Source organism: Nitratireductor sp. StC3 (assembly GCF_003015025.1).
Classification (GTDB): Bacteria; Pseudomonadota; Alphaproteobacteria; order Rhizobiales; family Rhizobiaceae; genus Mangrovimarina; species Mangrovimarina alexandrii.
In genome coordinates this window covers 123,666-143,504 of the sequence record NZ_PYBP01000002.1, presented here as the reverse complement: position 1 = coordinate 143,504, position 19,839 = coordinate 123,666, and the positions used below count along the sequence as shown (strand labels likewise).

General features: G+C 65.6%; 23 protein-coding genes. 10 read left to right on the top strand and 13 right to left on the bottom strand.

The genetic code is table 11. The features are described 5' to 3' along the window. Positions 1 to 38: 38 nt before the first annotated feature. Entirely contained in the window at positions 39 to 524 is a 486-nt protein-coding gene (locus C7T96_RS05135) for a DUF1036 domain-containing protein (RefSeq protein ID WP_106570497.1), read from the top strand. Beyond that, a complete protein-coding gene (pyk, locus tag C7T96_RS05130; protein WP_106570119.1) occupies positions 521 to 1,957 on the top strand; it encodes a pyruvate kinase in 1,437 nt (478 codons plus the stop codon). The genes C7T96_RS05135 and pyk overlap by 4 nt, the downstream gene beginning before the upstream one ends. Before the next feature lie 27 nt (positions 1,958 to 1,984). Here pyk and C7T96_RS05125 read toward each other — a convergent pair whose 3' ends face one another. The 6 genes from C7T96_RS05125 to C7T96_RS05100 all read right to left on the bottom strand — a co-directional run bounded on the left by C7T96_RS05125 (position 1,985) and on the right by C7T96_RS05100 (position 5,978). Continuing rightward, entirely contained in the window at positions 1,985 to 3,052 is a 1,068-nt protein-coding gene (locus C7T96_RS05125) for an alpha/beta hydrolase (RefSeq protein ID WP_106570118.1), read from the bottom strand. Between the two features lie 70 nt (positions 3,053 to 3,122). Continuing rightward, positions 3,123 to 3,713 carry a hypothetical protein gene (locus C7T96_RS05120; RefSeq protein ID WP_106570117.1) on the bottom strand — a complete coding sequence of 197 codons (591 nt, stop codon included), beginning with the start codon at positions 3,711 to 3,713 and terminating at the stop codon, positions 3,123 to 3,125. A 142-nt stretch (positions 3,714 to 3,855) separates the two neighbouring features. Next, positions 3,856 to 3,981, bottom strand: a complete 126-nt coding sequence (ykgO, locus tag C7T96_RS05115) for a type B 50S ribosomal protein L36 (protein WP_106570116.1) — start codon at positions 3,979 to 3,981, stop codon at positions 3,856 to 3,858. Positions 3,982 to 4,085: 104 nt separating this feature from the next. After that, on the bottom strand, positions 4,086 to 5,177 hold the full coding sequence (locus tag C7T96_RS05110) for a 5-(carboxyamino)imidazole ribonucleotide synthase (protein ID WP_106570115.1): 1,092 nt from the start codon (positions 5,175 to 5,177) through the stop codon (positions 4,086 to 4,088). Further along, positions 5,174 to 5,638 (bottom strand): 5-(carboxyamino)imidazole ribonucleotide mutase, encoded by a 465-nt coding sequence (gene purE / locus C7T96_RS05105; protein WP_106570114.1) that lies wholly within the window; start codon positions 5,636 to 5,638, stop codon positions 5,174 to 5,176. Before purE ends, C7T96_RS05110 begins: the two co-directional genes overlap by 4 nt. 136 nt (positions 5,639 to 5,774) lie before the next feature. Further along, the gene (locus C7T96_RS05100) at positions 5,775 to 5,978 is read right to left on the bottom strand and encodes a YdcH family protein (RefSeq protein ID WP_106570496.1); all 204 of its coding nucleotides are present in this window, start codon (positions 5,976 to 5,978) and stop codon (positions 5,775 to 5,777) included. A 217-nt stretch (positions 5,979 to 6,195) separates the two neighbouring features. Here C7T96_RS05100 and C7T96_RS05095 point away from each other — a divergent pair, with 217 nt between their 5' ends. Next, a complete protein-coding gene (locus tag C7T96_RS05095) occupies positions 6,196 to 6,375 on the top strand; it encodes a DUF465 domain-containing protein (protein ID WP_106570113.1) in 180 nt (59 codons plus the stop codon). 54 nt (positions 6,376 to 6,429) lie between these two features. Here C7T96_RS05095 and C7T96_RS05090 read toward each other — a convergent pair whose 3' ends face one another. The 3 genes from C7T96_RS05090 to C7T96_RS05080 all read right to left on the bottom strand — a co-directional run bounded on the left by C7T96_RS05090 (position 6,430) and on the right by C7T96_RS05080 (position 8,423). Then, positions 6,430 to 6,693 carry a metalloregulator ArsR/SmtB family transcription factor gene (locus C7T96_RS05090; protein WP_106570495.1) on the bottom strand — a complete coding sequence of 88 codons (264 nt, stop codon included), beginning with the start codon at positions 6,691 to 6,693 and terminating at the stop codon, positions 6,430 to 6,432. 118 nt (positions 6,694 to 6,811) lie between these two features. Continuing rightward, positions 6,812 to 8,095, bottom strand: a complete 1,284-nt coding sequence (locus C7T96_RS05085; protein WP_106570112.1) for an MFS transporter — start codon at positions 8,093 to 8,095, stop codon at positions 6,812 to 6,814. 136 nt (positions 8,096 to 8,231) lie between these two features. Then, a complete protein-coding gene (locus C7T96_RS05080) occupies positions 8,232 to 8,423 on the bottom strand; it encodes a DUF1192 domain-containing protein (protein ID WP_106570111.1) in 192 nt (63 codons plus the stop codon). A gap of 99 nt (positions 8,424 to 8,522) precedes the next feature. Between C7T96_RS05080 and C7T96_RS05075 the strand changes: the two genes are divergently transcribed. Next, positions 8,523 to 9,527, top strand: coding sequence for an NAD(P)H-quinone oxidoreductase (locus C7T96_RS05075; RefSeq protein WP_199190417.1), 1,005 nt, complete (start codon positions 8,523 to 8,525; stop codon positions 9,525 to 9,527). Positions 9,528 to 9,694: 167 nt separating this feature from the next. Here C7T96_RS05075 and C7T96_RS05070 read toward each other — a convergent pair whose 3' ends face one another. The 3 genes from C7T96_RS05070 to C7T96_RS05060 form a co-directional block, all read right to left on the bottom strand. After that, positions 9,695 to 9,958: a DUF2312 domain-containing protein gene (locus C7T96_RS05070; protein ID WP_106570110.1), complete on the bottom strand. Its 264-nt coding sequence runs from the start codon at positions 9,956 to 9,958 to the stop codon at positions 9,695 to 9,697. A 193-nt stretch (positions 9,959 to 10,151) separates the two neighbouring features. Beyond that, positions 10,152 to 10,526 carry a cell division protein ZapA gene (locus C7T96_RS05065; protein ID WP_106570109.1) on the bottom strand — a complete coding sequence of 125 codons (375 nt, stop codon included), beginning with the start codon at positions 10,524 to 10,526 and terminating at the stop codon, positions 10,152 to 10,154. Positions 10,527 to 10,539: 13 nt separating this feature from the next. Continuing rightward, positions 10,540 to 10,812: a DUF4164 domain-containing protein gene (locus tag C7T96_RS05060; RefSeq protein WP_106570108.1), complete on the bottom strand. Its 273-nt coding sequence runs from the start codon at positions 10,810 to 10,812 to the stop codon at positions 10,540 to 10,542. A gap of 270 nt (positions 10,813 to 11,082) precedes the next feature. On the opposite strand from C7T96_RS05060, the gene tkt reads away from it, so the two are divergent. The 6 genes from tkt (at position 11,083) to C7T96_RS05030 (ending at position 19,679) form a co-directional block, all read left to right on the top strand. After that, entirely contained in the window at positions 11,083 to 13,077 is a 1,995-nt protein-coding gene (gene tkt, locus C7T96_RS05055; RefSeq protein ID WP_106570107.1) for a transketolase, read from the top strand. Positions 13,078 to 13,287: 210 nt separating this feature from the next. Then, a complete protein-coding gene (gene gap / locus C7T96_RS05050) occupies positions 13,288 to 14,298 on the top strand; it encodes a type I glyceraldehyde-3-phosphate dehydrogenase (RefSeq protein ID WP_106570106.1) in 1,011 nt (336 codons plus the stop codon). A 171-nt stretch (positions 14,299 to 14,469) separates the two neighbouring features. Continuing rightward, positions 14,470 to 16,365: a potassium/proton antiporter gene (locus tag C7T96_RS05045; RefSeq protein ID WP_106570105.1), complete on the top strand. Its 1,896-nt coding sequence runs from the start codon at positions 14,470 to 14,472 to the stop codon at positions 16,363 to 16,365. 74 nt (positions 16,366 to 16,439) lie between these two features. Beyond that, positions 16,440 to 17,642 carry a phosphoglycerate kinase gene (locus C7T96_RS05040; RefSeq protein ID WP_106570104.1) on the top strand — a complete coding sequence of 401 codons (1,203 nt, stop codon included), beginning with the start codon at positions 16,440 to 16,442 and terminating at the stop codon, positions 17,640 to 17,642. A 182-nt stretch (positions 17,643 to 17,824) separates the two neighbouring features. Then, positions 17,825 to 18,736 carry a fructose bisphosphate aldolase gene (locus tag C7T96_RS05035; RefSeq protein WP_106570103.1) on the top strand — a complete coding sequence of 304 codons (912 nt, stop codon included), beginning with the start codon at positions 17,825 to 17,827 and terminating at the stop codon, positions 18,734 to 18,736. Between the two features lie 157 nt (positions 18,737 to 18,893). Beyond that, on the top strand, positions 18,894 to 19,679 hold the full coding sequence (locus tag C7T96_RS05030) for an SGNH/GDSL hydrolase family protein (RefSeq protein ID WP_106570493.1): 786 nt from the start codon (positions 18,894 to 18,896) through the stop codon (positions 19,677 to 19,679). Here the strand turns inward: C7T96_RS05030 and C7T96_RS24145 are convergent. Continuing rightward, positions 19,626 to 19,787 carry a hypothetical protein gene (locus C7T96_RS24145; protein ID WP_164749798.1) on the bottom strand — a complete coding sequence of 54 codons (162 nt, stop codon included), beginning with the start codon at positions 19,785 to 19,787 and terminating at the stop codon, positions 19,626 to 19,628. The two genes, C7T96_RS05030 and C7T96_RS24145, sit on opposite strands and share 54 nt — an antisense overlap. Positions 19,788 to 19,839 lie beyond the last annotated feature (52 nt).

The following is a 19,839-nucleotide window of genomic DNA, read 5'->3' as shown; positions in this document are numbered from 1 at the left end:
AACGGACCATGTTTCGTTCACGGGTGAGGGACAGCGTTATGGATTTTGCAGGCGTTCGATCTGCAGTCCGCTGCGTCGGCGTGTCGCTTCCCGTTCTGGTTTTCCTCGTTCTCGCAGGCACCACGCAATCGGCGAGGGCCGATTTCCGCGTTTGCAACGCCACGCAGAACCTCGTCGGCGTGGCCATCGGCTATCGCGCCAGCGCGGGCTGGATTACCGAGGGGTGGTGGCATATCGAGGGCTCGACCTGCAAAACCTTGATCGAGGGACGGCTGTCGTCACGCTACTATTATCTTTATGCGGAAGATGCCGAACGGGGCGGACGCTGGGACGGGCCGATCAACATGTGCATCGCCGACAAGGAATTCAAAATCGTCGGCGTGCGCGACTGCATCCCGCGCGGCTTCCAGCGAGCCGGGTTCCAGGAATATGATACCGGTCAGCAGGCGAGCTGGATGGTCCAGCTCACGGACGAGCCGGCAACCGACGGGACCGCCGCCGTCACGGGAACGGGAAATCAATGAAACGCAGCCGCAAGGTCCGGATCCTGGCGACACTCGGGCCGGCCTCGTCCGAGGAGGCCATGATCCGCAGGCTCTACGAAGCCGGCGCGGACGTCTTCCGCATCAATATGAGCCATGCCGACCATCCGCTGATGCGTACGCTTGTCGAGCGTATCCGCAAGGTCGAAAAGGCCGTCGGTCGGCCGATCGGCATTCTGGCGGATCTGCAGGGACCGAAATTGCGGGTCGGCAAGTTCGCCGACGGCGCGGTCGAACTGGAGGTCGGCCAGACCTTCACCTTCGACGACAATCCGGAACCGGGCGATTCGAGCCGTGTCGAGTTGCCGCATCCCGAAATCCTGCGTTCGGTCAAGAAGGGCGACCGGCTGCTGATCGATGACGGCCGGTTGCAGCTCAAGGCCGTCGGGACGACGGGAACCGCGATCGAGGCCGAAGTTGTCGCGGGCACGACAATATCCGATCGCAAGGGCGTGAGCCTGCCCGACACCGACCTGCCCGTCGGGGCGCTGACCGACAAGGATCGCCGCGACCTCGACGCGGTGCTGCAGGCGGGCGTCGACTGGATCGCGCTGTCCTTCATCCAGCGGCCCGAGGATCTCGCCGAGGTGCGCAAGGTGGCGCGGGGACGCGCGGCGCTGATGTCGAAGATCGAAAAACCCCAGGCGGTGGCGCGGCTTGCCGAAATCATCGAGCTTTCGGACGCGTTGATGGTGGCGCGCGGCGATCTCGGGGTGGAAATGCCGATCGAGGCCGTTCCGGGCATCCAGAAACAGCTTACCCGCGCCGCGCGGCGCGCCGGCAAGCCGGTGGTGGTCGCCACGCAGATGCTGGAATCGATGATCTCCGCCCCGGCGCCGACCCGGGCGGAGGTGTCGGACGTTGCCACTGCGGTTTTCGAGGGCGCGGACGCCATCATGCTGTCGGCCGAATCGGCGGCCGGCGACTATCCGGTCGAGGCGGTGGGGATGATGAACGCGATCGCCGAGCAGGTCGAAAAGGATCCGACCTATGCCGGCATCGTCCATGCCCAGCGCGCCGAGCCTGAAGCGACCGGCGCGGATGCGATCTCGCTGGCCGCGCGCCAGATCGCCGAGACGCTGAAGCTGTCGGCGATCGTGTGCTACACCTCATCGGGTACGACGGGTCTGCGCGCGGCGCGCGAGCGGCCGCAAGTGCCGATCATCGCCTTGTCGCCGGTGGTTGAGACGGCGCGTCGCCTGTCGCTCGTGTGGGGCACGCACTGCGTGGTCACGCCGGATGCGACCGATCTCGACGATATGGTCGATCGGGCTTGCCGTATCGCCTTTTCCGAAGGCTTCTGCCGCCCCGGCGACCGTATCATCGTGACGGCGGGCGTGCCGCTCAGGACGCCTGGCGCCACCAACATGCTCAGGATCGCCTATATTGGCTCGGACGGGCTGAGCGGCATCTGACCCGCACGGGGCAAGGCGGTTCGCGTGCTACCGGGATGCAGCGTTTAAAGGCGGCTTCTCGTCGGGGCAATTCTCGATCGGACCGAACGCATCGTCGGCGATCCGGACTTCGACCTCGCGCGCGGCGGCGGCAAGATCACGGTCGAGGCCGGCGACCGTTTCGATCGCCGCCACGGTGAGATCGGGCGCGGTCCAGTCCGGCTTGTGGCCGAGATTGTCGATCCATACCGCGCGCGCGCCGGGAATGTCGCGCGCAAGCCCGGTCGAATGGATCTCCTCGTAGACCACGGTGTCGCGCCTGCCCGAGATCACCACGGTCGGGGTGTCGATTTCACCGTAGCGGGGGGCCACCTGGGTGACATAGTCGTAGAGGCCGGTGACGTCCTGCGCATTGGCGCGAAAGGTTCCGGGCCGCAAAACAAGCCCGATACCGGCCTCTTGGGCATAACCCTCCGGAAGGCGGTTGGGGGCGAAGACGCAGGCGGTCGCGGCCGCCATGCGCAGGGCGCCGCCCGGAAGCGCGAGCGTTTCGGAAAACAATCGTCCGATCAGCGGGGTGGCGGTCAGTTCATAATACCAGGCGGTGCCGGCGCCCGGCCACGGGTGCGATACGGCCGCCAGGAAAACCAGGCCGGCGGTCTTTTGCGGGTGATCGAGGGCGAAGGTGGCGGCAATGGCACCGCCGAAGGAATGACCGACCACGATTGCCGGGCCAATCTCGAGATGATCCATCAACGCGGCGATGGTTTTTGCCTGGCCGGCCGGCGTGGCGTTGTCGGCCGGGCCGCGCGCCGACCATCCGTGACCGGGACGGTCGACGAACAGCATGTCGGCGCGCCCTTCCAGGGTTTTGCGCAGCGGCAGCATCGCATCGCGCAGATTGCCGCTGGCGCCGTGGATGAAGACGATCGGGGGAAGCGGCGCGTCGGCGGCCGCCGGCACGCGCACGAAATGCATGCGGGTGTCGTTGACGGTGGCGAAGCTTCCCGATGGCGGGTTTTTTCTCTCCGCCATCCATACGCCGACGCGGGTGACGCCGGCGGCGACCAGGATCAGGGCAAGCAGGAAAGCGCAGAATGCGTAGACGAGATTCATCGCGGGAGTGGCTTGCCGGTGACGTGGATCGGACGGACTGTCGTTGAGACCGTGTGAGATCGGGTTTCGCTCAAATGCCTTCGCCAGCCAGCTCTTCGGTCAAGGTAACGACCTCGTTCTGGGCGTTGCGCATCATCGGGTAGATCGCCAGCACGCGTTCATAGGCGCGTAAGGCCAGTTCCTTGCGCCCGGTCGCCTTGAGGATCGCGCCCATGCCGGACAGGGCGCCGAAATGGCGCGGCTCCAGATTGAGCGTGCGTTCGATGTCGGCCATGGACTTGGAATAGCTGTCCATCATGTAATGGACGGTCGCGCGCCGGTTCCAGCCTTCGGCGTAGTCGGGCTCGAGCATGACGATCTGGTCGAGGAAATCGAGCGCGACGGCGAATTCCTTCTTGCGCGTCGCCTCACTCGACCATTGCAGCAGGAGGTCGATCGTGGCGCTGCCTGATTTCATCCATTCGTCCCAGATGCGCTGGGCGATGCGTTCGGCCGCCTTTTCGTTGCGTTCGCGCTTCAGGTCCATGAACAGCGTGTCCAGGCGTGAAGTTTCGGCTTCCTCACGCGCCGCGGGCTCAGCAGCCACGGCCGCACCGACGGACAGGAGCGCAATGCCCAGGACGCAAGAAACTAATCTAGAGAATCGCAAAACGCTCCGCATGGCCGGGAATCTAGTCCCCGTCCGCGGAACGTCAAACTGAAAAAACCGTGATCGATGCTCGGCGCGCCGCATGCCGAGTCGGCATGGTGCGATCGGCAGTCGTGGGAAAGCCGGCTCGCGCCTTTCGGTGCGATTTCCAGCTTCAGCCCTGGCGGGCCTTGAAGCGCGGATTGGCCTTGTTGATGATGTAAATCCGGCCCTTGCGGCGAACCATCCGGTTGTCGCGGTGACGGGATTTCAACGCCTTAAGCGAATTCTTGATCTTCATTGTTCCGGTCCGTCATGCCGACCCGAAAGGGCCCAACGTGAAAGGCGCGCCGGGGAGGCGCGCCGTAAGCTCGCGCGGTCCTTAAACGATCCGGCGGCGGGGTGTCAACCTTTCGCCGAAAGCGGCGCGATCCGCGTGACATGGCCCATCTTGCGGCCGGGCCGCGTTTCGGCCTTGCCGTAGAGCGTCAATACCGTGTCCGGCTGGCGCATGAGGTCGGCAGCCTCGTCGATCTCGGCTCCGATCAGGTTTTCCATCACCGCGTTTGAATGGCGCCGGGGATCGCCGAGCGGCAGGCCGGCAACGGCGCGGATGTGTTGTTCGAATTGCGAGACCGCACAGGCGGCGTCTGTCCAGTGGCCGGAATTGTGAACGCGCGGCGCAAATTCGTTGACGAGGAAGCCGCCGTCGGCGAGCGCAAAGAACTCGACGCCGATGACGCCGACGTAGCCGAGAGCCTCCATAAGTGCAAAAGTGCTTGCACGCGCGCCAGCAAGAGTTGCCGGCTCGATGCCGGCCGGCACCAGGGAGCGGCGCAGAATGCCCTCGCGATGTTCGTTGCGGGCGGGGTCGTATGCCTGCACCGTTCCGTCGGCGGCGCGCGCCGCGATGACGGAAAATTCAAAACTGAAATCGACGAGTTCCTCGAGGATCAGAGGAACGTCGCCCATAGCCGCGACCACGCCCCGGCACGCGCCAGCGGCGAGGCCGCGCAGCACCCGCTGGCCCTTGCCGTCATAACCGAGACGGCGCGTCTTGAGCACGCCGCTTCCGCCAAGCGCGTCGAGCGCGGCGGCGAGGTCGGCGTCGCTGTCCACAGCGAAATGGCGGGCTGTGGATATGCCGGCGTCGTTGAGAAAGGTTTTTTCCGTCAGGCGATCCTGGGCGATGTCGAGTGCCTTGGGTGGCGGCAATACGCCAAGCCGCTCGGCGAGCGACCTCGCGGCCGCGACGGGGACGTTTTCGAACTCGTAGGTCACGACGTCGGCGCTGCCGGCGAGGGTGGCGAGGGCGGTGGGGTCGTCATAGGCACCGACGATCTGGCTTGATGCCAGTTGTGCGGCCGGGCAGTCGGGTTGCGGGTCGAGGATCACCGTCTTGTAACCCAGTCGGGCGGCGGCGCCGGCAAGCATGCGGCCGAGTTGGCCGCCCCCGATAATGCCGATGGTCGCGCCCGGGCAAAGCGGCGCCGTCATGCGTCGTCGGCGGGACGTGCCGCCACCTGCTCGCTTTGGCGTTCGCGGTAATGGTCGAGCCTGGTCGCGAGGTCGGCATCGCCAAGCGCCAGCACGGCAGCCGCCAGCAGCGCCGCGTTGACGGCGCCGGCGCGACCGATCGCCAGCGTGCCGACCGGGATGCCGGCCGGCATCTGGACAATCGACAGCAGCGAATCCTGGCCCGAAAGCGCCTTGGATTCGATCGGTACGCCAAAAACCGGCAGCGGCGTCATCGATGCCGTCATACCGGGCAGATGGGCCGCGCCGCCGGCGCCGGCGATGATGACACGGTAGCCCTTGTCGCGCGCCGTGCGGGCGAATTCGTAAAGCCGTTCCGGCGTGCGGTGCGCCGAGACGATCAGCGCGTCGTGGCCGATATCGAGCTTTGCCAATGTGTCGGCGGCATGGCGCATGGTCGGCCAGTCCGATTGGCTTCCCATGATGATGGCGACGTCGCGAGCAGGGCTTTGCAAGGGCTGATCCCATGTGAAGGAGGCAACAGGCGCCTTAGCCGAAACCACCCGTTGTCGCAAGCGACGGGCCGCCGGCGCGGCGCGGGCCGTTCGTGCGTGCGGATCAGGCGATGATGTCGGGAATGATGCTGTCTTCGAGCTCGCGCAGGCGGTCCTTGAGCGCCAGCTTCTTCTTCTTCATGCGCTGCACCTGCAGGGGATCGCAGCCCGTGGAGATCATGGCCTGGATGGCGGCGTCGAAATCCGCATGTTCTTGCTTCAAGCGCGCAAATTCGAGACGAATTTCGGCTTGTTCCTGGTCTTGCATCAAAGATTCCCCGGCGCTGAATTCCCGCCTTTCCGGCGAGCCCGACGGGCGCCGCATCGCCTTTCGGCCATAGCACATTTCGCCCGTCCGGAAAATGCTACTACCCGGCGTTCGACTTGTCGGCAAACAGGTGGCACACTGTCATGGCAGTGTCACGAGTCGCTAAAAACGCGGCTCGGCACACGCTTCGAGGACCAGATGAAAGGGAACGACACACATGTCTCTAGCATCCCATCTTGAGGAATTGCGGCGCAAGCATGGAGAACTCGAACGCGAGATCGACGAGGCCCTGGCCCATCCGTCGGTCGACGACCTTGAAATCAATCGGCTGAAGCGCAGGAAACTGGCGCTGAAGGACGAAATCGAAAAGATGGAATCCCCGCCGACCAGGCACTGATCAAGGCGCCACGGGCCGGCATAGGCCAGAGCCCGTGGCCCCTTGCGGGCCTTTCTATCCTTCCCAGAACTGATCGAGCCACAGGTTCAGCCCGAGGAAGCCGTCATTGTCGACGGCGTAAAGGCGCTTGGTTCCTGCCGCCCGGGCAACGACCAGCCCGGCGTCGAGCAGGATTTTCAGATGCTGCGAAACGGCGGGACGTGAGATCGGCAGCCCGGCGGCCAGTTCGCCGACCGTTCTGGGGCCGCGGCGCAGCTCTTCCAGCAGATGGCGCCGATTTGGGTCGGCGATTGCGGCAAAGGCATCGGGCGTGCTCATCGCTGCCATGGTAGAGCATCCGGCAAAAAAGTGGGAACCGGTTTTCGGCCGAACGGGCGGAGGAACGGCGGCGCGCCGAAGCGCGTTACGGTCCGCACCGCGATTTGGCGTGCCGGGCCTATGGGTTTGACACGCGCGCCGGTTCCTGGGTCGCTTCCGCTTCCGCGACCGCCTCGCTGCGCGGATCGAGATGCAGGCCTTCCGGGGTCAGCGCGCGCTCGGAGGGATGCGACGTGAAGGTTTCGCGCTCCTCGACGGGGACCGGCGCGCGGCGGCTGACGCGCAGCATCGTATAGCCGGCGAGCGCCAGATGGGCGAGCCCGGTTGCCAGAAACAGGCTTTCGGGTCGCCAAGCGGCCATCAAAACGGCGCCCAGCAGCGGGCCGATCATGGTGCCGAAGCCGTATAGAAGCAGCAAGCCTCCGGAGACCTTGACGAAATCCTCGGGGTCGGCGTGGTCGTTGGCGTGAGCGACGGCGATCGAATAGAGCGTGTAGGCGAGCGCGCCGTAGGCGGCGGTGAGCGCGATCACGGCGGTGCCGGCCCGTGCGGCCAAGAGAAAGATCATGAGGCCGATCACGGCCGCTCCGCCGGCGGCGCCGGCCAGCACGAAGCGACGGTCGGTGCGGTCCGACAGGCGACCGGCGGGCATCTGAAGGACGGCGCCGGCGATCACGGCGATGCTCATCATCAGTGCGATCTCGGCGGTGGAGATGCCGATGCGCGCGCCGTAGACCGCGCCGAGCGTGCCCCAGGCGCCGTTGGCGACGCCGATCAGCAGGCAGCCGGCGAAGGCGACCGGCGAATTGCGATAGAGCCCTTTCAGGTCGAGCGAGACATTGTGCAGGGGGCGCGGGCTTGCCTGTGCCGACACGGTCGTGGGGATCAGGGCGAGGCAGAAAAAGATGCCGGTGATCATGAAAAAGGTCGGCGTGGCGACGGTTCCGCTCGCCAGCATCATCTGGCCGGCCATCAGCGAGGCGTATGTGACCATCATGTAAAGGCCGAACACCGTGCCACGATTTTCGTTGGTGGCGCGCTCGTTGAGCCAGCTTTCGATGACCATGAAGGCGCCGGCCATCGCAAAACCGGTGAAGATGCGCAGGAAAATCCAGAAATATTCCTGCACCACCAATCCGGTCAGAAGCGCGATGATGGCGCCGGTGGCGGCGAAGGCGCCGAAGGAGCGCACATGGCCGACACGGCGCACCAGATGCGGGGCAATGATGCAGCCGGCGACGAAGCCCCCCGCCCAGGCGGTGCCGAGCAGGCCGAGCGATGCGGTTGAAAACCCCTCCATCTGGCCGCGCAGCGGCAGAAGCAGGCCGTGCAAGCCCGAGCCGATCAGCAGAAAGGCGGTGCCGCCGAGCAGGGCGAGGATCGGTCCGAAACTGGCAAACATGGCGGGCTCCACGACGGGATGGCGGGTGCCGCTTGAGCACCGATGATTGCGGCGGATTTGCGACCTGGAGCCCAGGTGCCGCGCGGCCCGCCTCGGCGGTCTTTGCGCTCCCGCGCAGGTTTGGGTTCAGCCGGCCTCAGCCGCGCCGAAAAAGCGCCTCGGCCGCCGCCTTGGTCGTGCCCCGTGCCGCCATCTCGGCTTCGAGCCGGGCGATTTCGGCACGCAACATCTCCACACGCTCGGCCAGTTCGTGCTCCGACAGCAGCGACACATCCTGCCCGATCTCGTGTGCGCGTGCCTTTTTCGGTTGGTCGTCCGCGAAGATCATCGTCCCCTCCTGATTGGCCGGGCGGCGATTGAAGGATACATTCGCGGGCGCTGGAGAATCAATTCGTGCCGCGCATGCTGGCAGGAGGCGAAATCGGATATGACGGTTAAAATTCCCGAATCCATGACGGCGATCGCCATCACCGAGCCCGGCGGGCCGATGGTGCTGAAACCGGAAAAACGCGCCGTGCCGCTGCCCGGCGCCGGCGAGATCCTGGTCAGGGTCCGCGCTGCCGGCGTCAACCGGCCCGACGTGCTGCAACGCAAAGGCGCTTATCCGCCGCCGCCCGGCGCGTCCGATCTGCCGGGGCTGGAAATCGCCGGCGAGGTCGTCGCGCTCGGCGAGGGCGCGCGCCGCTGGTCGGTGGGCGATCCGGTCTGCGCGCTGGCGCCCGGCGGCGGCTATGCGCAATATTGCGTCGTACCGGCCAGCAATGCCTTGCCGGTGCCGCACGGCTTCACGCTGACAGAAGCGGCGGCCCTGCCGGAAACCTTCTTTACCGTCTGGCACAACGTCTTCGAGCGCGGCGGGTTGAAGGAGGGCGAACGGTTTCTTGTCCATGGCGGCTCGTCGGGAATCGGCACCACCGCGATCCAGCTCGCCTCGGCCTTCGGCGCCTATGTCATCACCACGGCCGGGTCGGACGAAAAATGCGCAGCCTGCCTGGAACTGGGCGCCGACCGCGCCGTCAATTATCGCAACGAGGATTTCGTCGCCGTCGTCGCCGAGGCGACGCAGACCAGGGGGGTCGATGTGATTCTCGACATGGTCGGCGGCGACTATATCGGGCGCAACTACCAGGCGGCAGCGGTCGACGGCCGCATCGTCCAGATCGCCTTCCTGAACGGCGCGGTCGCCAGCGCGGATTTCTCCAAGCTGATGCTCAAGCGCCTGGTTCATACCGGATCGACCCTGCGGCCGAGAACGGCCGACTTCAAAGGCGCGATCGCGGCGGCGCTGGAACGCCAGGTTTGGCCGCTTCTGGCCGAAAGGCGGGTCGCGCCGGTCATGGACATGATTTTTCCGCTGCGCGATGCCTGGCGCGCGCATGAGCGGATGGAGGAGGGCCAGCACATCGGCAAGATCGTGCTCGACGTCGAATAGCGCACGATCTCGAACGGGAAACCCGGTTTTCGGAAAATATCGGACCGCGATCCACCGAACATCGGTGACGGTGCTTCGACGAAACGCCGTCACGATGCGGATGGCCGGTTCAAGGGCCGTCGCCGCCCAGTCAGCGGCGACGTTTTGGATGTGAGCGGGCCGGCGCCTCAGGCCATGCCGAGAGCGGCCTTGTAGAGATCGAGGATCGCCTCGGCCTCCTGACGCTCGGCCTGATCCTGCTTGCGCAGCCGCACCAGCGTGCGCACCGCCTTGGTATCGAACCCCGTGCCCTTCATCTCGGCATAGACTTCCTTGATATCGTCGGCGATCGTCTTCTTTTCCTCCTCCAGGCGCTCGATGCGCTCGATGAAGGCCCGCAACTGGCCGGCTGCGACGGTTTCGGTGGTGGGCTCGGTGATGTCGTCGGCCATGTCGATCTCCGCAACGATTCGCAAACGTGCCGGTCGGGATGCCGGCACGGGTCGGGCGCGTGGATGCCCCAGCCCGGGACGCGGGTCAAGCAGTCTGTCGCGACACTGCCGCCACACCGCCCGCGAAACCGGTATCGCGCGGGCATCGCGAAAACCCCGAGGTCATGACCGGCCGTTCAAAGCAGGATGGGCGTTAGCCCTCGGCCTTGGTCTTGACGGATAGCCGCGCCGCCAGCGCCTCGATACGTTCGGCCATCTCGGCGAGCGTTCCGATCAGTGCGGCGTCATTCTTGTCGGCCTTGACCAGGGCGTCGTCACGCGTCTTGCGCAAGGTGCCGACCTCGCTTTCCAGCCCTTTCATGCGGCGCTGCAGCTCGGACAGCTCGTCCATCACCATGATGCCGGCCATGACGGCGAGCCGGTGATCGCCGATTTCGCCGAACGAGCCCCTGAGATGGCCGATATAGCGATCGAAGCGGCCGGCGAGTTCGACAAGGTGCTCCTCCTGGCCTTCGTCGCAGGCCATCCGGTAGGATTTTCCATCGATCGTGACGGTGACCTGCGCCATCTTTCGCCATCCATTATCGGTCAAGCACGGCGCGGATCGTTTCCATCGCCGTGACGAGGCGCCGCGACACCTCCTTGTTGGCGTCCGCCAGGCGCTCGGCGCGCGCTTCGGACGCGTCCAGCTCCTGGGCCAGGCGCGCGCGGTCGGCATTCATGCGCTGAACCTCGGCTTCGGCCTCGGCATAGTCCTGGTCCTGTTCAAGGCGGGCCGCGGCAGCGTTTTCGAGCGCGTCCATCGCCTTCGCGAGACGCGCCAGAACCTCTTTTAATGTGGCTTCGCCGGTCATTCCCTTGGGGTAATCCCGAATCAAGGCGCATTCCTAACGCCTTATCGGCGAAAGATTAGACGGCGCGTGAATGGTGCGTCAACACGCAGCGCCCGGCCTCCCCAGCTATTGGTCGCAACAGTGTCGAATCCGGTTTCGCCGAGGGGCCGCCGGCGGGTTTGTTGACTCCCGGTCGCCACCTGCTATGTGGAGCCTGCCTTTCACGAGGGGCGGTTTTCGGGGATTTTTTCCGCTCCACTGCACGGCGGCTTCACGACCTAGAGAGCAAACATGTCTTCACGCGATAAACACGACCGTATGGCGAACGCGATCCGGTTCCTGTCCGCCGATGCGGTCGAGAAAGCGAAATCCGGTCATCCGGGCCTGCCGATGGGCGCGGCCGATATCGCGACGGTCCTATACAAGAAGTTTCTCAAGCACGACCCGCATCGTCCCGACTGGCCCGACCGCGACCGCTTCGTGCTGTCGGCCGGCCATGGCTCGATGTTGCTTTATTCGCTGCTCTATCTGACCGGCTACGAAGACATCACCATCGACGAGATCAAGAATTTCCGCCAGCTCGGGTCCAGGACGGCGGGACATCCCGAGTTCGGCCATGCCGCCGGCATCGAGACCACAACCGGTCCGCTCGGCCAGGGGTTGGCCAATGCGGTCGGCATGGCGCTGGCCGAACGCATCCTCAATGCGCGCTTCGGCGATGCGCTGGTCGACCACCATACCTATGTGCTAGCCGGCGACGGCTGTCTGATGGAAGGCATCAGCCAGGAGGCGATCTCGCTGGCCGGCCATCTCGAGCTCGGCAAGCTGATCGTCTTTTTCGACGATAACGGCATTTCGATCGACGGTGCGGTGTCGCTTTCGGATTCGACCGATCAATGCGCCCGCTTCGAGGCGTCGGGCTGGCACACGCAGCGTTGCGACGGCCATGATCCGGACGCGATCGCCGAGGCGATCGAGGCGGCGCGTGCCTCCGACCGGCCCAGCATGATCGCCTGCAAGACGACGATCGGCTTCGGCGCGCCGAACCGGGCCGGTACCAGCAAGGCGCACGGCTCGCCGCTTGGCGACGAGGAGATCGCCGGCGCGCGCGCCGCGCTTGGATGGGACGCCGCGCCCTTCGAGGTGCCGTCCGACATTCTCGACATGTGGCGTCTGGCCGGCCTGCGTTCGGTCAAGGAGCGCAAGGAGTGGGAAGGCCGGCTGGCCGAGACCGAGGCCGAGATCCGCAGCGAGTTCGAGCGCCGCATGCGCGGCGAGCTGCCGGGCGGGTTCGAGGCGGCGATCGCCGATTACAAGATGGCGCTCGCCAAGGACAAACCGAAGGTGGCGACCCGGAAATCCTCCGAGATGGCGCTCGAGGTCATCAATGCGGCGTTGCCGGAAACGATCGGCGGCTCGGCCGACCTGACCGGGTCGAACAACACCAAGACCAGCCAGACCGGGCCGATCGCGCCCGGCGATTATACGGGCCGCTATATCTATTACGGCATCCGCGAACATGGCATGGCGGCGGCGATGAACGGCATGGCGCTGCATGGCGGCATCATTCCCTATGGCGGCACCTTCCTCGTGTTCACCGATTATTGCCGGCCTTCGATCCGGCTGTCGGCGCTGATGGGCCAGCGCGTCATCTACGTGATGACGCACGATTCGATCGGTCTGGGTGAAGACGGGCCGACCCATCAGCCCGTCGAGCACCTGTCGGCCTTGAGGGCGATCCCCAATCTGCGCGTCTATCGGCCGGCCGACGCAATCGAAACCGCCGAATGCTGGCAATTGGCGCTCGAGGACGGCAAGGCGCCTTCCGTTCTGGCACTGACGCGCCAGAACCTGCCGGCGGTGCGCACCGACCACACGGAAGAAAATCTATGCCGCTTCGGTGCGTACGATCTCGCACCGGCCAGCGACGACGAGGTCGTGACATTGTTCGCCACCGGATCGGAAGTCGAGATCGCGCTGGCGGCGCGGCGCCTGCTTGAGGCGAAGGGGCATCCCGCGCGGGTCGTGTCGGTGCCGTCGATGGAGCGTTTTGCCATGCAGAGCGCGGAATATCACGCCGCGATCGTCGGATCGGCGGCGGTGAAGGTGGCGATCGAGGCCGGCGTGCGCCAGAGCTGGGACCGGATGATCGGCCCCGACGGCATCTTCATCGGCATGGACGGTTTCGGTGCCAGCGCTCCCTACGAGGAGCTCTACAGCCATTTCGGCATCACCGCCGAAGCGGTGGTGCAGGCCGTGGAAGCGCGATTGGCCGACCGGAACTGAGCCGCAGGCGGCGGAGATGGCCGCGTCGGCGCGTCAGGATCGACGAATCCACCGGTCCAGGCGTGGTTGCGGCTGGATTCTTTGCCCTACCGCCGCTATGAAGCGCCTCGTCCGCGGGCCTTGGGTGCGATCGCTGCCAGCAGGCCGGGCCGGCGGCGTTCGAACGATCACCGGCGTGCCTCCGCGCAAGAGCTCCTGAAGGAAATATCGATGACCGCAAAAGTCGCCATCAACGGATTTGGCCGCATCGGCCGGAACATCGTCCGGGCCATCTACGAATCGGGCCGCAAGGACATTGACGTCGTGGCCGTGAACGACCTCGGTCCGGTGGAGACCAATGCCCATCTTTTGCGCTACGACAGCGTGCACGGACGTTTTCCCTCCGAGGTGACGGTGTCCGGCGACACGATCTCGGTCGGCAGCGACAGCTTCAAGGTGACGTCGGAACGCGATCCCTCGAAACTGCCGTGGAAGGAACTCGGTGTCGACATCGTGCTCGAATGCACCGGTATCTTCGCGACAAAGGAGAAGGCTTCGGCGCATCTGACGGCCGGTGCCAAACGGGTCGTGGTCTCGGCGCCCGCCGATGGCGCCGACCTGACCGTGGTCTACGGCGTCAACCACGACAAGCTGACCAAGGACCACATCGTCATCTCCAATGCCTCGTGCACGACCAACTGTCTGGCACCGGTGGCCAAGGTGCTCAACGACGCCTTCGGCATCGAAAAGGGCTTCATGACCACGGTGCACGCCTATACCGGCGATCAGCCGACGCTCGACACGATGCACAAGGATCTCTATCGCGCGCGCGCCGCGGCAGTGTCGATGATTCCGACATCGACCGGCGCGGCCAAGGCGGTGGGTCTGGTGCTGCCCGAGCTCAAGGGCAAGCTCGACGGTGTGTCGATCCGCGTGCCGACGCCTAATGTGTCGGTGATCGACTTCAAGTTCGTTCCCAAGCGCGATGTCACCGTCGACGAGGTCAACCAGGCGCTGGTCGCGGCCGCCGACGGTCCGCTGAAGGGCATTCTCGCCTACACCAAGGAGCCGCTGGTCTCGGTCGACCTCAACCACGATCCGGCGTCTTCCACCTTCGCGCTCGATCAGACCAAGGTCATCGAGGGCAATCTGGTGCGGGTGATGTCGTGGTACGACAATGAATGGGGCTTCTCCAACCGCATGGCGGACACCACCGTGGCACTGGCCAAAACGATGGCCTGAGCGCGGATCGTCGCACCGGACATTCCGATCGGCGCCCGGGCTTGCCCGGGCGTTTTTTTTGCGTAATTCGTTTGTGCGCCTCTAAAAAAACGACTTGCGGCTTGCGTCCTTGTCCGCCTTCGCCGCACTCTGTGCGTCGAGGCTATCCGGGAGGTCGAGCGGAGCGGGCGTATGGAAGGCGTTTATCTGGTGGTTCTGGTCGGTACGGCGCTGATCCTCGCCGCCGCCTTTTCCAGCCTCATCGCCTTCCGTTTCGGTGCCCCGCTGCTGCTTTTGTTCCTGGGCATCGGTCTCGTCGCCGGCGTTGACGGTCTCGGAATCGCCTTCAACAACGCTCCGGTCGCCTATTTCGTCGGCTCGCTGGCGCTGGCGGTGATCCTGTTCGATTCGGGTTTCGGCACCCGGCTGGCTTCGTTTCGCCAAGCCGCCGGCCCGGCCCTGTCGCTGGCCACGCTCGGCGTGGCGCTGACGATGGCGCTTTTCGGCGTCGCGGCGCGCTATCTCACCGGGCTCGGCTGGATGGAATCCTTCCTGCTCGGCGCGGCCGTGGCCTCGACCGACGCGGCCGCCGTATTCTTCCTGCTCAGGGCCGGCAACCTCAACATCCGCGACCGGGTCCGCTCGACGCTGGAGGTCGAATCGGGCTCGAACGACCCGATCGCCATCTTCCTGACCATCACCTTCGTCTCGCTGGTTGCCACCGGCAGCGATCCGAAGGCCGAGGTGCTGTTGGTCGACATTTTGACCGGGTTCGCCGTCCAGATGGGGCTCGGCCTTGCCGCCGGCGTCAGCGGCGGTTTTTTGATCGCGCGGCTGGTGGAGTGGCTGAAACTCGATCGCGGCCTGCTGCCGATCTTCACCATCACCTTGTCGCTGCTTCTGTTCGGTCTTGCCGGCGCGATCGGCGGTTCGGGGTTCCTGGCGGTCTATGTCGCCGGGTTGATCGCCGGCAATTCCGGCGTGCGTTCGGCCGCGCATCTCAAGCAATTCCAGGACGGGCTGACCTGGCTGGCGCAGATCATCATGTTTTTGGTGCTCGGGCTGTTCGCGACGCCGTCGCAGTTCCCCGCCATCGCGCTGCCTGCGGTTGCGCTCGGCCTGTTCCTGATCTTCGTGGCACGCCCGATCGCGGTCTGGCTGTGCCTGGTGCCGTTCCGTTTCACCCGCGCGGAGACGGCCTTCGTGTCCTGGGTGGGCCTGCGCGGCGCGGTCTCGATCCTGCTCGCGCTGACGCCGCTGCTGCAGAATCTCGCCGTCGGCGGCATGATCTTCAATGCCGCCTTCATCATCGTGTTGGTGTCGCTGATCGTGCAGGGCTGGACGATCGGGCCCCTGGCGCGCCGGCTCGGCCTCGTGGTGCCGCCGCGTATCGGGCCGCTCGACAAGGTCGAGCTCGAACTGCCGGGCGCGGCCCATCACGAACTGCTCGCCTATCGCGTCGTCGCCGGCAGCCCGGTGGCGACCGGGGTGCGCATACCGCGCTGGGCGCGGCCGTCGCTGGTGGTGCGCGACGGGCGCTCGATGACCTATCAATATGCCGGCAGGCTGGAGGCCGAGGATCACGTCTACATCTTCGTCTCCGACCGTTATCCGCGGCTGCTCGACAGGCTGTTTGCGAGCCGGGCGGAACTCGATCCTGAGGACGCGGACTTCTTCGGTGCCTTCGCCATCGACGCGACGCGGCCCGCCGCCGATCTCGACGCCGCCTACGGGCTCGGCCTGTCGGAATCCGACGCGGCAAAGCCGATCGTGGAGTTGATGACGGAACGCCTCGGCGGCAAGGCCGAATATGCCGACCGGGTCACGATCGGTCCGGTCGAACTGATCGTGCGCGATGTCGACGACAAGGGACGGATCGCCGAGGTCGGGCTTTCCTTCGAGCCGCATCTGGAGGCGCCGAAAATCCCGGTCTTCCTGAGCGCGGGCGAGATTCGCGACCGCGTGCTGGAGGCGCTGCGCTCGTGGCGTGAACGGCGACGCGAAAGGCGGCTGCGGGCCGCCGACAAGCCGCTGCAGGACAAGTCCGACAAGGATGACGATCCGCCGCAAATGGTTTTGCCGCAATAAGGCGGGGGGCGGCTTGCGCGCGGGCCGGCAATCGTTATGGTCCGGCGCGATTTCTGTACGGGAGATTTGCGGCGATGCCGGCTTTCAGGACACTCGATGATATCGGCGACGTTTCAGGCAAGCGGGTGCTTGTGCGCGTCGACCTCAACGTACCGATGAAGGACGGCAAGGTTGGCGACGTTACGCGCATCGAACGCGTCGCGCCGACGATCGTGGAACTGTCGGACCGGGGCGCGAAAGTGATTTTGCTGGCGCATTTCGGCCGGCCCAAACATGGTCCGGACCCGGCCCTGTCGCTCGCCCCGATCGCGGCCGCCACCGAGGCGGTGCTGGACCGACGGGTCCATTTCGCCGCCGACTGCATCGGTCCGCTCGCCGCGGACGCGGTGAAGGCGATGGCTGCCGGCGACATCCTGGTTCTGGAGAACACCCGCTTCCACAAGGGCGAGGAGGCCAACGAGGCCGGTTTTGTCGCGGCGTTGGCCGAAAACGGCGATCTTTTCGTCAACGATGCCTTTTCCGCCGCGCACCGCGCCCACGCTTCCACGGAAGGGCTCGCGCATATGCTGCCGGCCTATGCCGGGCGAACCATGCAGGCCGAACTGGTGGCGCTGGAAAAGGGCCTCGGCGATCCCGCCCGGCCGGTGGTGGCGATCGTCGGCGGGGCCAAGGTCTCGACCAAGATCGACCTGTTGATGAATCTGGTCGGCAAGGTCGACGTGCTGGTGATCGGCGGCGGCATGGCCAACACGTTTTTGGCCGCGCGCGGCACGCAGGTCGGCAAATCCTTGTGCGAACACGACCTTGCCCATACGGCCAAGCAGATCATGACCGAAGCGGCTTCGGCGGGCTGTGCGATCGTGCTGCCGGTCGACGCGGTCGTGGCGCGCGAGTTCAAGGCGGGCGCGGACAACGAGACCGTCAATGTCGATGCGGTTCCGGCCGACGCGATGATCCTCGATGTCGGCCCGAAGACCGTCAAGACCGTGACCGAACGCATCGACCGCGCCGCGACGCTGGTCTGGAACGGGCCGCTGGGCGCGTTCGAGATCGCGCCGTTCGATGCCGCCACGGTGGCGGCCGCCAAGTTTGCCGCGGCGCAAACCGTCGACGGTCGGCTGATCTCGGTGGCCGGCGGCGGCGATACGGTCGCGGCCCTCAACCATGCCGGCGTGACCGACGCCTTCACCTATGTGTCGACCGCCGGCGGGGCTTTCCTGGAATGGATGGAAGGCAAAGCACTGCCGGGGGTGGACGCGCTCAAGAAGAGCGGTTGACCCGCCGCCAGGGCGGGCGCGGCGGCCGGTTCGACGGCGCGTTAAGGCTGAGGCAAAATGCCGGTGGGCTAAACCGATTGAAATTCTTTCAATCGATTCAAAGCGCTGGCGCCGCAGTTCCGTTTCCGCGCCCGCTCTGATAGAGCGCCAATCCAGTTGAAGAGACAGGATGAGGCCGGATAATGAGTGAGCGTCCCCAAGACAACGTGAAGGCGATGGCCGCGCAGGCCGAGAACAAGGACGGCTTCATCGCGGCACTTGATCAGTCGGGCGGCTCCACGCCGAAGGCGCTCAAGCTCTACGGCATCGATGAGGGGGCTTGGTCGAACGAGGCGGAAATGTTCGACCTCATTCACCAGATGCGCGCCAGAATCATCAAGTCGCCCGCCTTCACCGGCGACAAGGTGATGGGCGCGATCCTGTTCGAACAGACGATGGACCGCGACATCGACGGCACGCCGACCGCTCAATATCTCTGGGAAAAGCGCGGCGTCGTGCCGTTCCTGAAGGTCGACAAGGGCCTTGCCGACACGCAGGACGGCGTCAAGCTGATGAAGCCGATGCCGGATCTCGACGCGCTTTTGGAACGCGCTGTCGCCAAGGGCGTCTTCGGCACCAAGATGCGGTCGGTGATCGACGCGGCCAATGCCAAGGGTATCGCGGCGATCGTCGCCCAGCAGTTCGAGATCGCCAGGCAGATCCTCGACCACGGGCTGGTGCCGATCATCGAGCCTGAGGTCACAATCTCGATCTCGGACAAGGCGCAAGCGGAAGAGATTTTGCTGTCGGAAATCCAAAAGCATCTCGACGGCGTGCAGGCGGGCAAGCAGGTCATGCTCAAGCTGACGCTGCCGACGAAGGCGAACCTCTACAAGCCGCTGATCGACGACCCGCGCGTCATGCGCGTGGTGGCGCTGTCCGGCGGGTATTCGCGCGAGGAGGCGAATGAAAAGCTGGCGCAGAATACCGGCATGATCGCCAGTTTCTCGCGCGCCCTGACCGAGGGGCTTTCCGCGCGCCAGAGCGACGCCGAATTCGACGCCGCCTTGGCTTCGGCGATCGACAGTATCTTCGAGGCGTCGCGCAGCGCCTGACGTTCGACGAGGGCATTTGCCCGTCGGCGCGACGGGCAACCGTCTCAGGCTCCCGACACCCAGGGCAAAGGCCCCAAAAGCCCGGACGGCGATGTGCGGGCTTTTTCTTTTGGCCGCGGCGCACTATTCGGGGTGCGAGATCCATCGGGCCCGCGCCATGTCAAATCTTCTTCCGCTTCTGTCCTGGCTCGCCTTCCCGGTCTATGTCTGGCAGGGGCTGGCGGTCAGGCGGCGCACGCCCCGCCTTCTGCCGCCCGAGGGGCCCGTGCTGCATACCTTGACCGGGCACGGCGAGCCGGTACGGCTTCTGGTGCTGGGGGATTCCTCGGCCGCTTCGGTCGGCATCGTCGACAGCGAACAGGGGCTGGCGGCGCGACTGGCCCACGCGCTCAACCGCGACACCGGCCGACCGGTCGCCTGGCGCGCGGCCGGCTTCAATTCCGCCACATCGGGCCAGTTGCGCGACCATGTCGTGCCCAATATGGCGGCCGAGCCGTGGACCCATATCGTGCTCTCGGTGGGCACCAACGATACCAAGAATTTTCATTCCGTCTCGCGCTTCAAGAAAGAGTTCGGCGGACTTCTCTACGCCGTCAGGGCGAAATGGCCGCGGGCGCGGATCGTCTGGTCGCCGGTAATCGACATGACGCGGGTGCCCGCCTTGCCGGCCTTGCTCGGGCGTATCCTGGAAGTCCGGGCCGGCGCGATCAACCGCATGGGAACGGGGCTTTGCCTGGAGCGCGGCGCGCTGCCGGCCGCGCGGCTGCCGGTCGTCGATCCGGCCGCCGGATTCTCGCATGACGGGTTTCATGCCTCGGTGGCCGGATATCGGGCCTGGGCCGACCATCTCCTGCCCCTGATCGCGCTCGACGAGGCCGGAGCCGCGGCCTCAGCGGCCATGGCTCAGAGCGACGGTGAGCGAGATGGCGGCCAATGCCAGTAGCGCCAGTTTCCAGAAATCGCGGCGATGGCGCAGGCCGGGCAGGCCCAGCGGCTTGATGAGCTGAACCACCATCATCAAGACGATCATCAGCGACAGGATTTTCGTCATCGGACCTCCGCGACGCGCTGGCGGTGCGGCGCGCGTCTCGACCTTTGACCAG

What these genes read in the sequence shown, in the direction of transcription:
- C7T96_RS05095 (WP_106570113.1), top strand. Translation starts at nt 6,196, where the DNA reads ATGTCTCTAGCATCCCATCTTGAGGAATTGCGGCGCAAGCATGGAGAA.
- C7T96_RS05035 (WP_106570103.1), top strand. Translation starts at nt 17,825, where the DNA reads ATGAGTGAGCGTCCCCAAGACAACGTGAAGGCGATGGCCGCGCAGGCC.
- C7T96_RS05110 (WP_106570115.1), bottom strand. Translation starts at nt 5,177, where the DNA reads ATGACGGCGCCGCTTTGCCCGGGCGCGACCATCGGCATTATCGGGGGC.
- C7T96_RS05045 (WP_106570105.1), top strand. Translation starts at nt 14,470, where the DNA reads ATGGAAGGCGTTTATCTGGTGGTTCTGGTCGGTACGGCGCTGATCCTC.
- C7T96_RS05060 (WP_106570108.1), bottom strand. Translation starts at nt 10,812, where the DNA reads ATGACCGGCGAAGCCACATTAAAAGAGGTTCTGGCGCGTCTCGCGAAG.
- C7T96_RS05040 (WP_106570104.1), top strand. Translation starts at nt 16,440, where the DNA reads ATGCCGGCTTTCAGGACACTCGATGATATCGGCGACGTTTCAGGCAAG.
- tkt (WP_106570107.1), top strand. Translation starts at nt 11,083, where the DNA reads ATGTCTTCACGCGATAAACACGACCGTATGGCGAACGCGATCCGGTTC.
- gap (WP_106570106.1), top strand. Translation starts at nt 13,288, where the DNA reads ATGACCGCAAAAGTCGCCATCAACGGATTTGGCCGCATCGGCCGGAAC.
- C7T96_RS05065 (WP_106570109.1), bottom strand. Translation starts at nt 10,526, where the DNA reads ATGGCGCAGGTCACCGTCACGATCGATGGAAAATCCTACCGGATGGCC.
- C7T96_RS05120 (WP_106570117.1), bottom strand. Translation starts at nt 3,713, where the DNA reads ATGCGGAGCGTTTTGCGATTCTCTAGATTAGTTTCTTGCGTCCTGGGC.
- C7T96_RS05030 (WP_106570493.1), top strand. Translation starts at nt 18,894, where the DNA reads ATGTCAAATCTTCTTCCGCTTCTGTCCTGGCTCGCCTTCCCGGTCTAT.
- C7T96_RS05125 (WP_106570118.1), bottom strand. Translation starts at nt 3,052, where the DNA reads ATGAATCTCGTCTACGCATTCTGCGCTTTCCTGCTTGCCCTGATCCTG.
- C7T96_RS05085 (WP_106570112.1), bottom strand. Translation starts at nt 8,095, where the DNA reads ATGTTTGCCAGTTTCGGACCGATCCTCGCCCTGCTCGGCGGCACCGCC.
- ykgO (WP_106570116.1), bottom strand. Translation starts at nt 3,981, where the DNA reads ATGAAGATCAAGAATTCGCTTAAGGCGTTGAAATCCCGTCACCGCGAC.
- C7T96_RS05090 (WP_106570495.1), bottom strand. Translation starts at nt 6,693, where the DNA reads ATGAGCACGCCCGATGCCTTTGCCGCAATCGCCGACCCAAATCGGCGC.
- C7T96_RS05080 (WP_106570111.1), bottom strand. Translation starts at nt 8,423, where the DNA reads ATGATCTTCGCGGACGACCAACCGAAAAAGGCACGCGCACACGAGATC.
- C7T96_RS05075 (WP_199190417.1), top strand. Translation starts at nt 8,523, where the DNA reads ATGACGGTTAAAATTCCCGAATCCATGACGGCGATCGCCATCACCGAG.
- C7T96_RS24145 (WP_164749798.1), bottom strand. Translation starts at nt 19,787, where the DNA reads ATGACGAAAATCCTGTCGCTGATGATCGTCTTGATGATGGTGGTTCAG.
- C7T96_RS05100 (WP_106570496.1), bottom strand. Translation starts at nt 5,978, where the DNA reads ATGCAAGACCAGGAACAAGCCGAAATTCGTCTCGAATTTGCGCGCTTG.
- pyk (WP_106570119.1), top strand. Translation starts at nt 521, where the DNA reads ATGAAACGCAGCCGCAAGGTCCGGATCCTGGCGACACTCGGGCCGGCC.
- C7T96_RS05135 (WP_106570497.1), top strand. Translation starts at nt 39, where the DNA reads ATGGATTTTGCAGGCGTTCGATCTGCAGTCCGCTGCGTCGGCGTGTCG.
- purE (WP_106570114.1), bottom strand. Translation starts at nt 5,638, where the DNA reads ATGGGAAGCCAATCGGACTGGCCGACCATGCGCCATGCCGCCGACACA.
- C7T96_RS05070 (WP_106570110.1), bottom strand. Translation starts at nt 9,958, where the DNA reads ATGGCCGACGACATCACCGAGCCCACCACCGAAACCGTCGCAGCCGGC.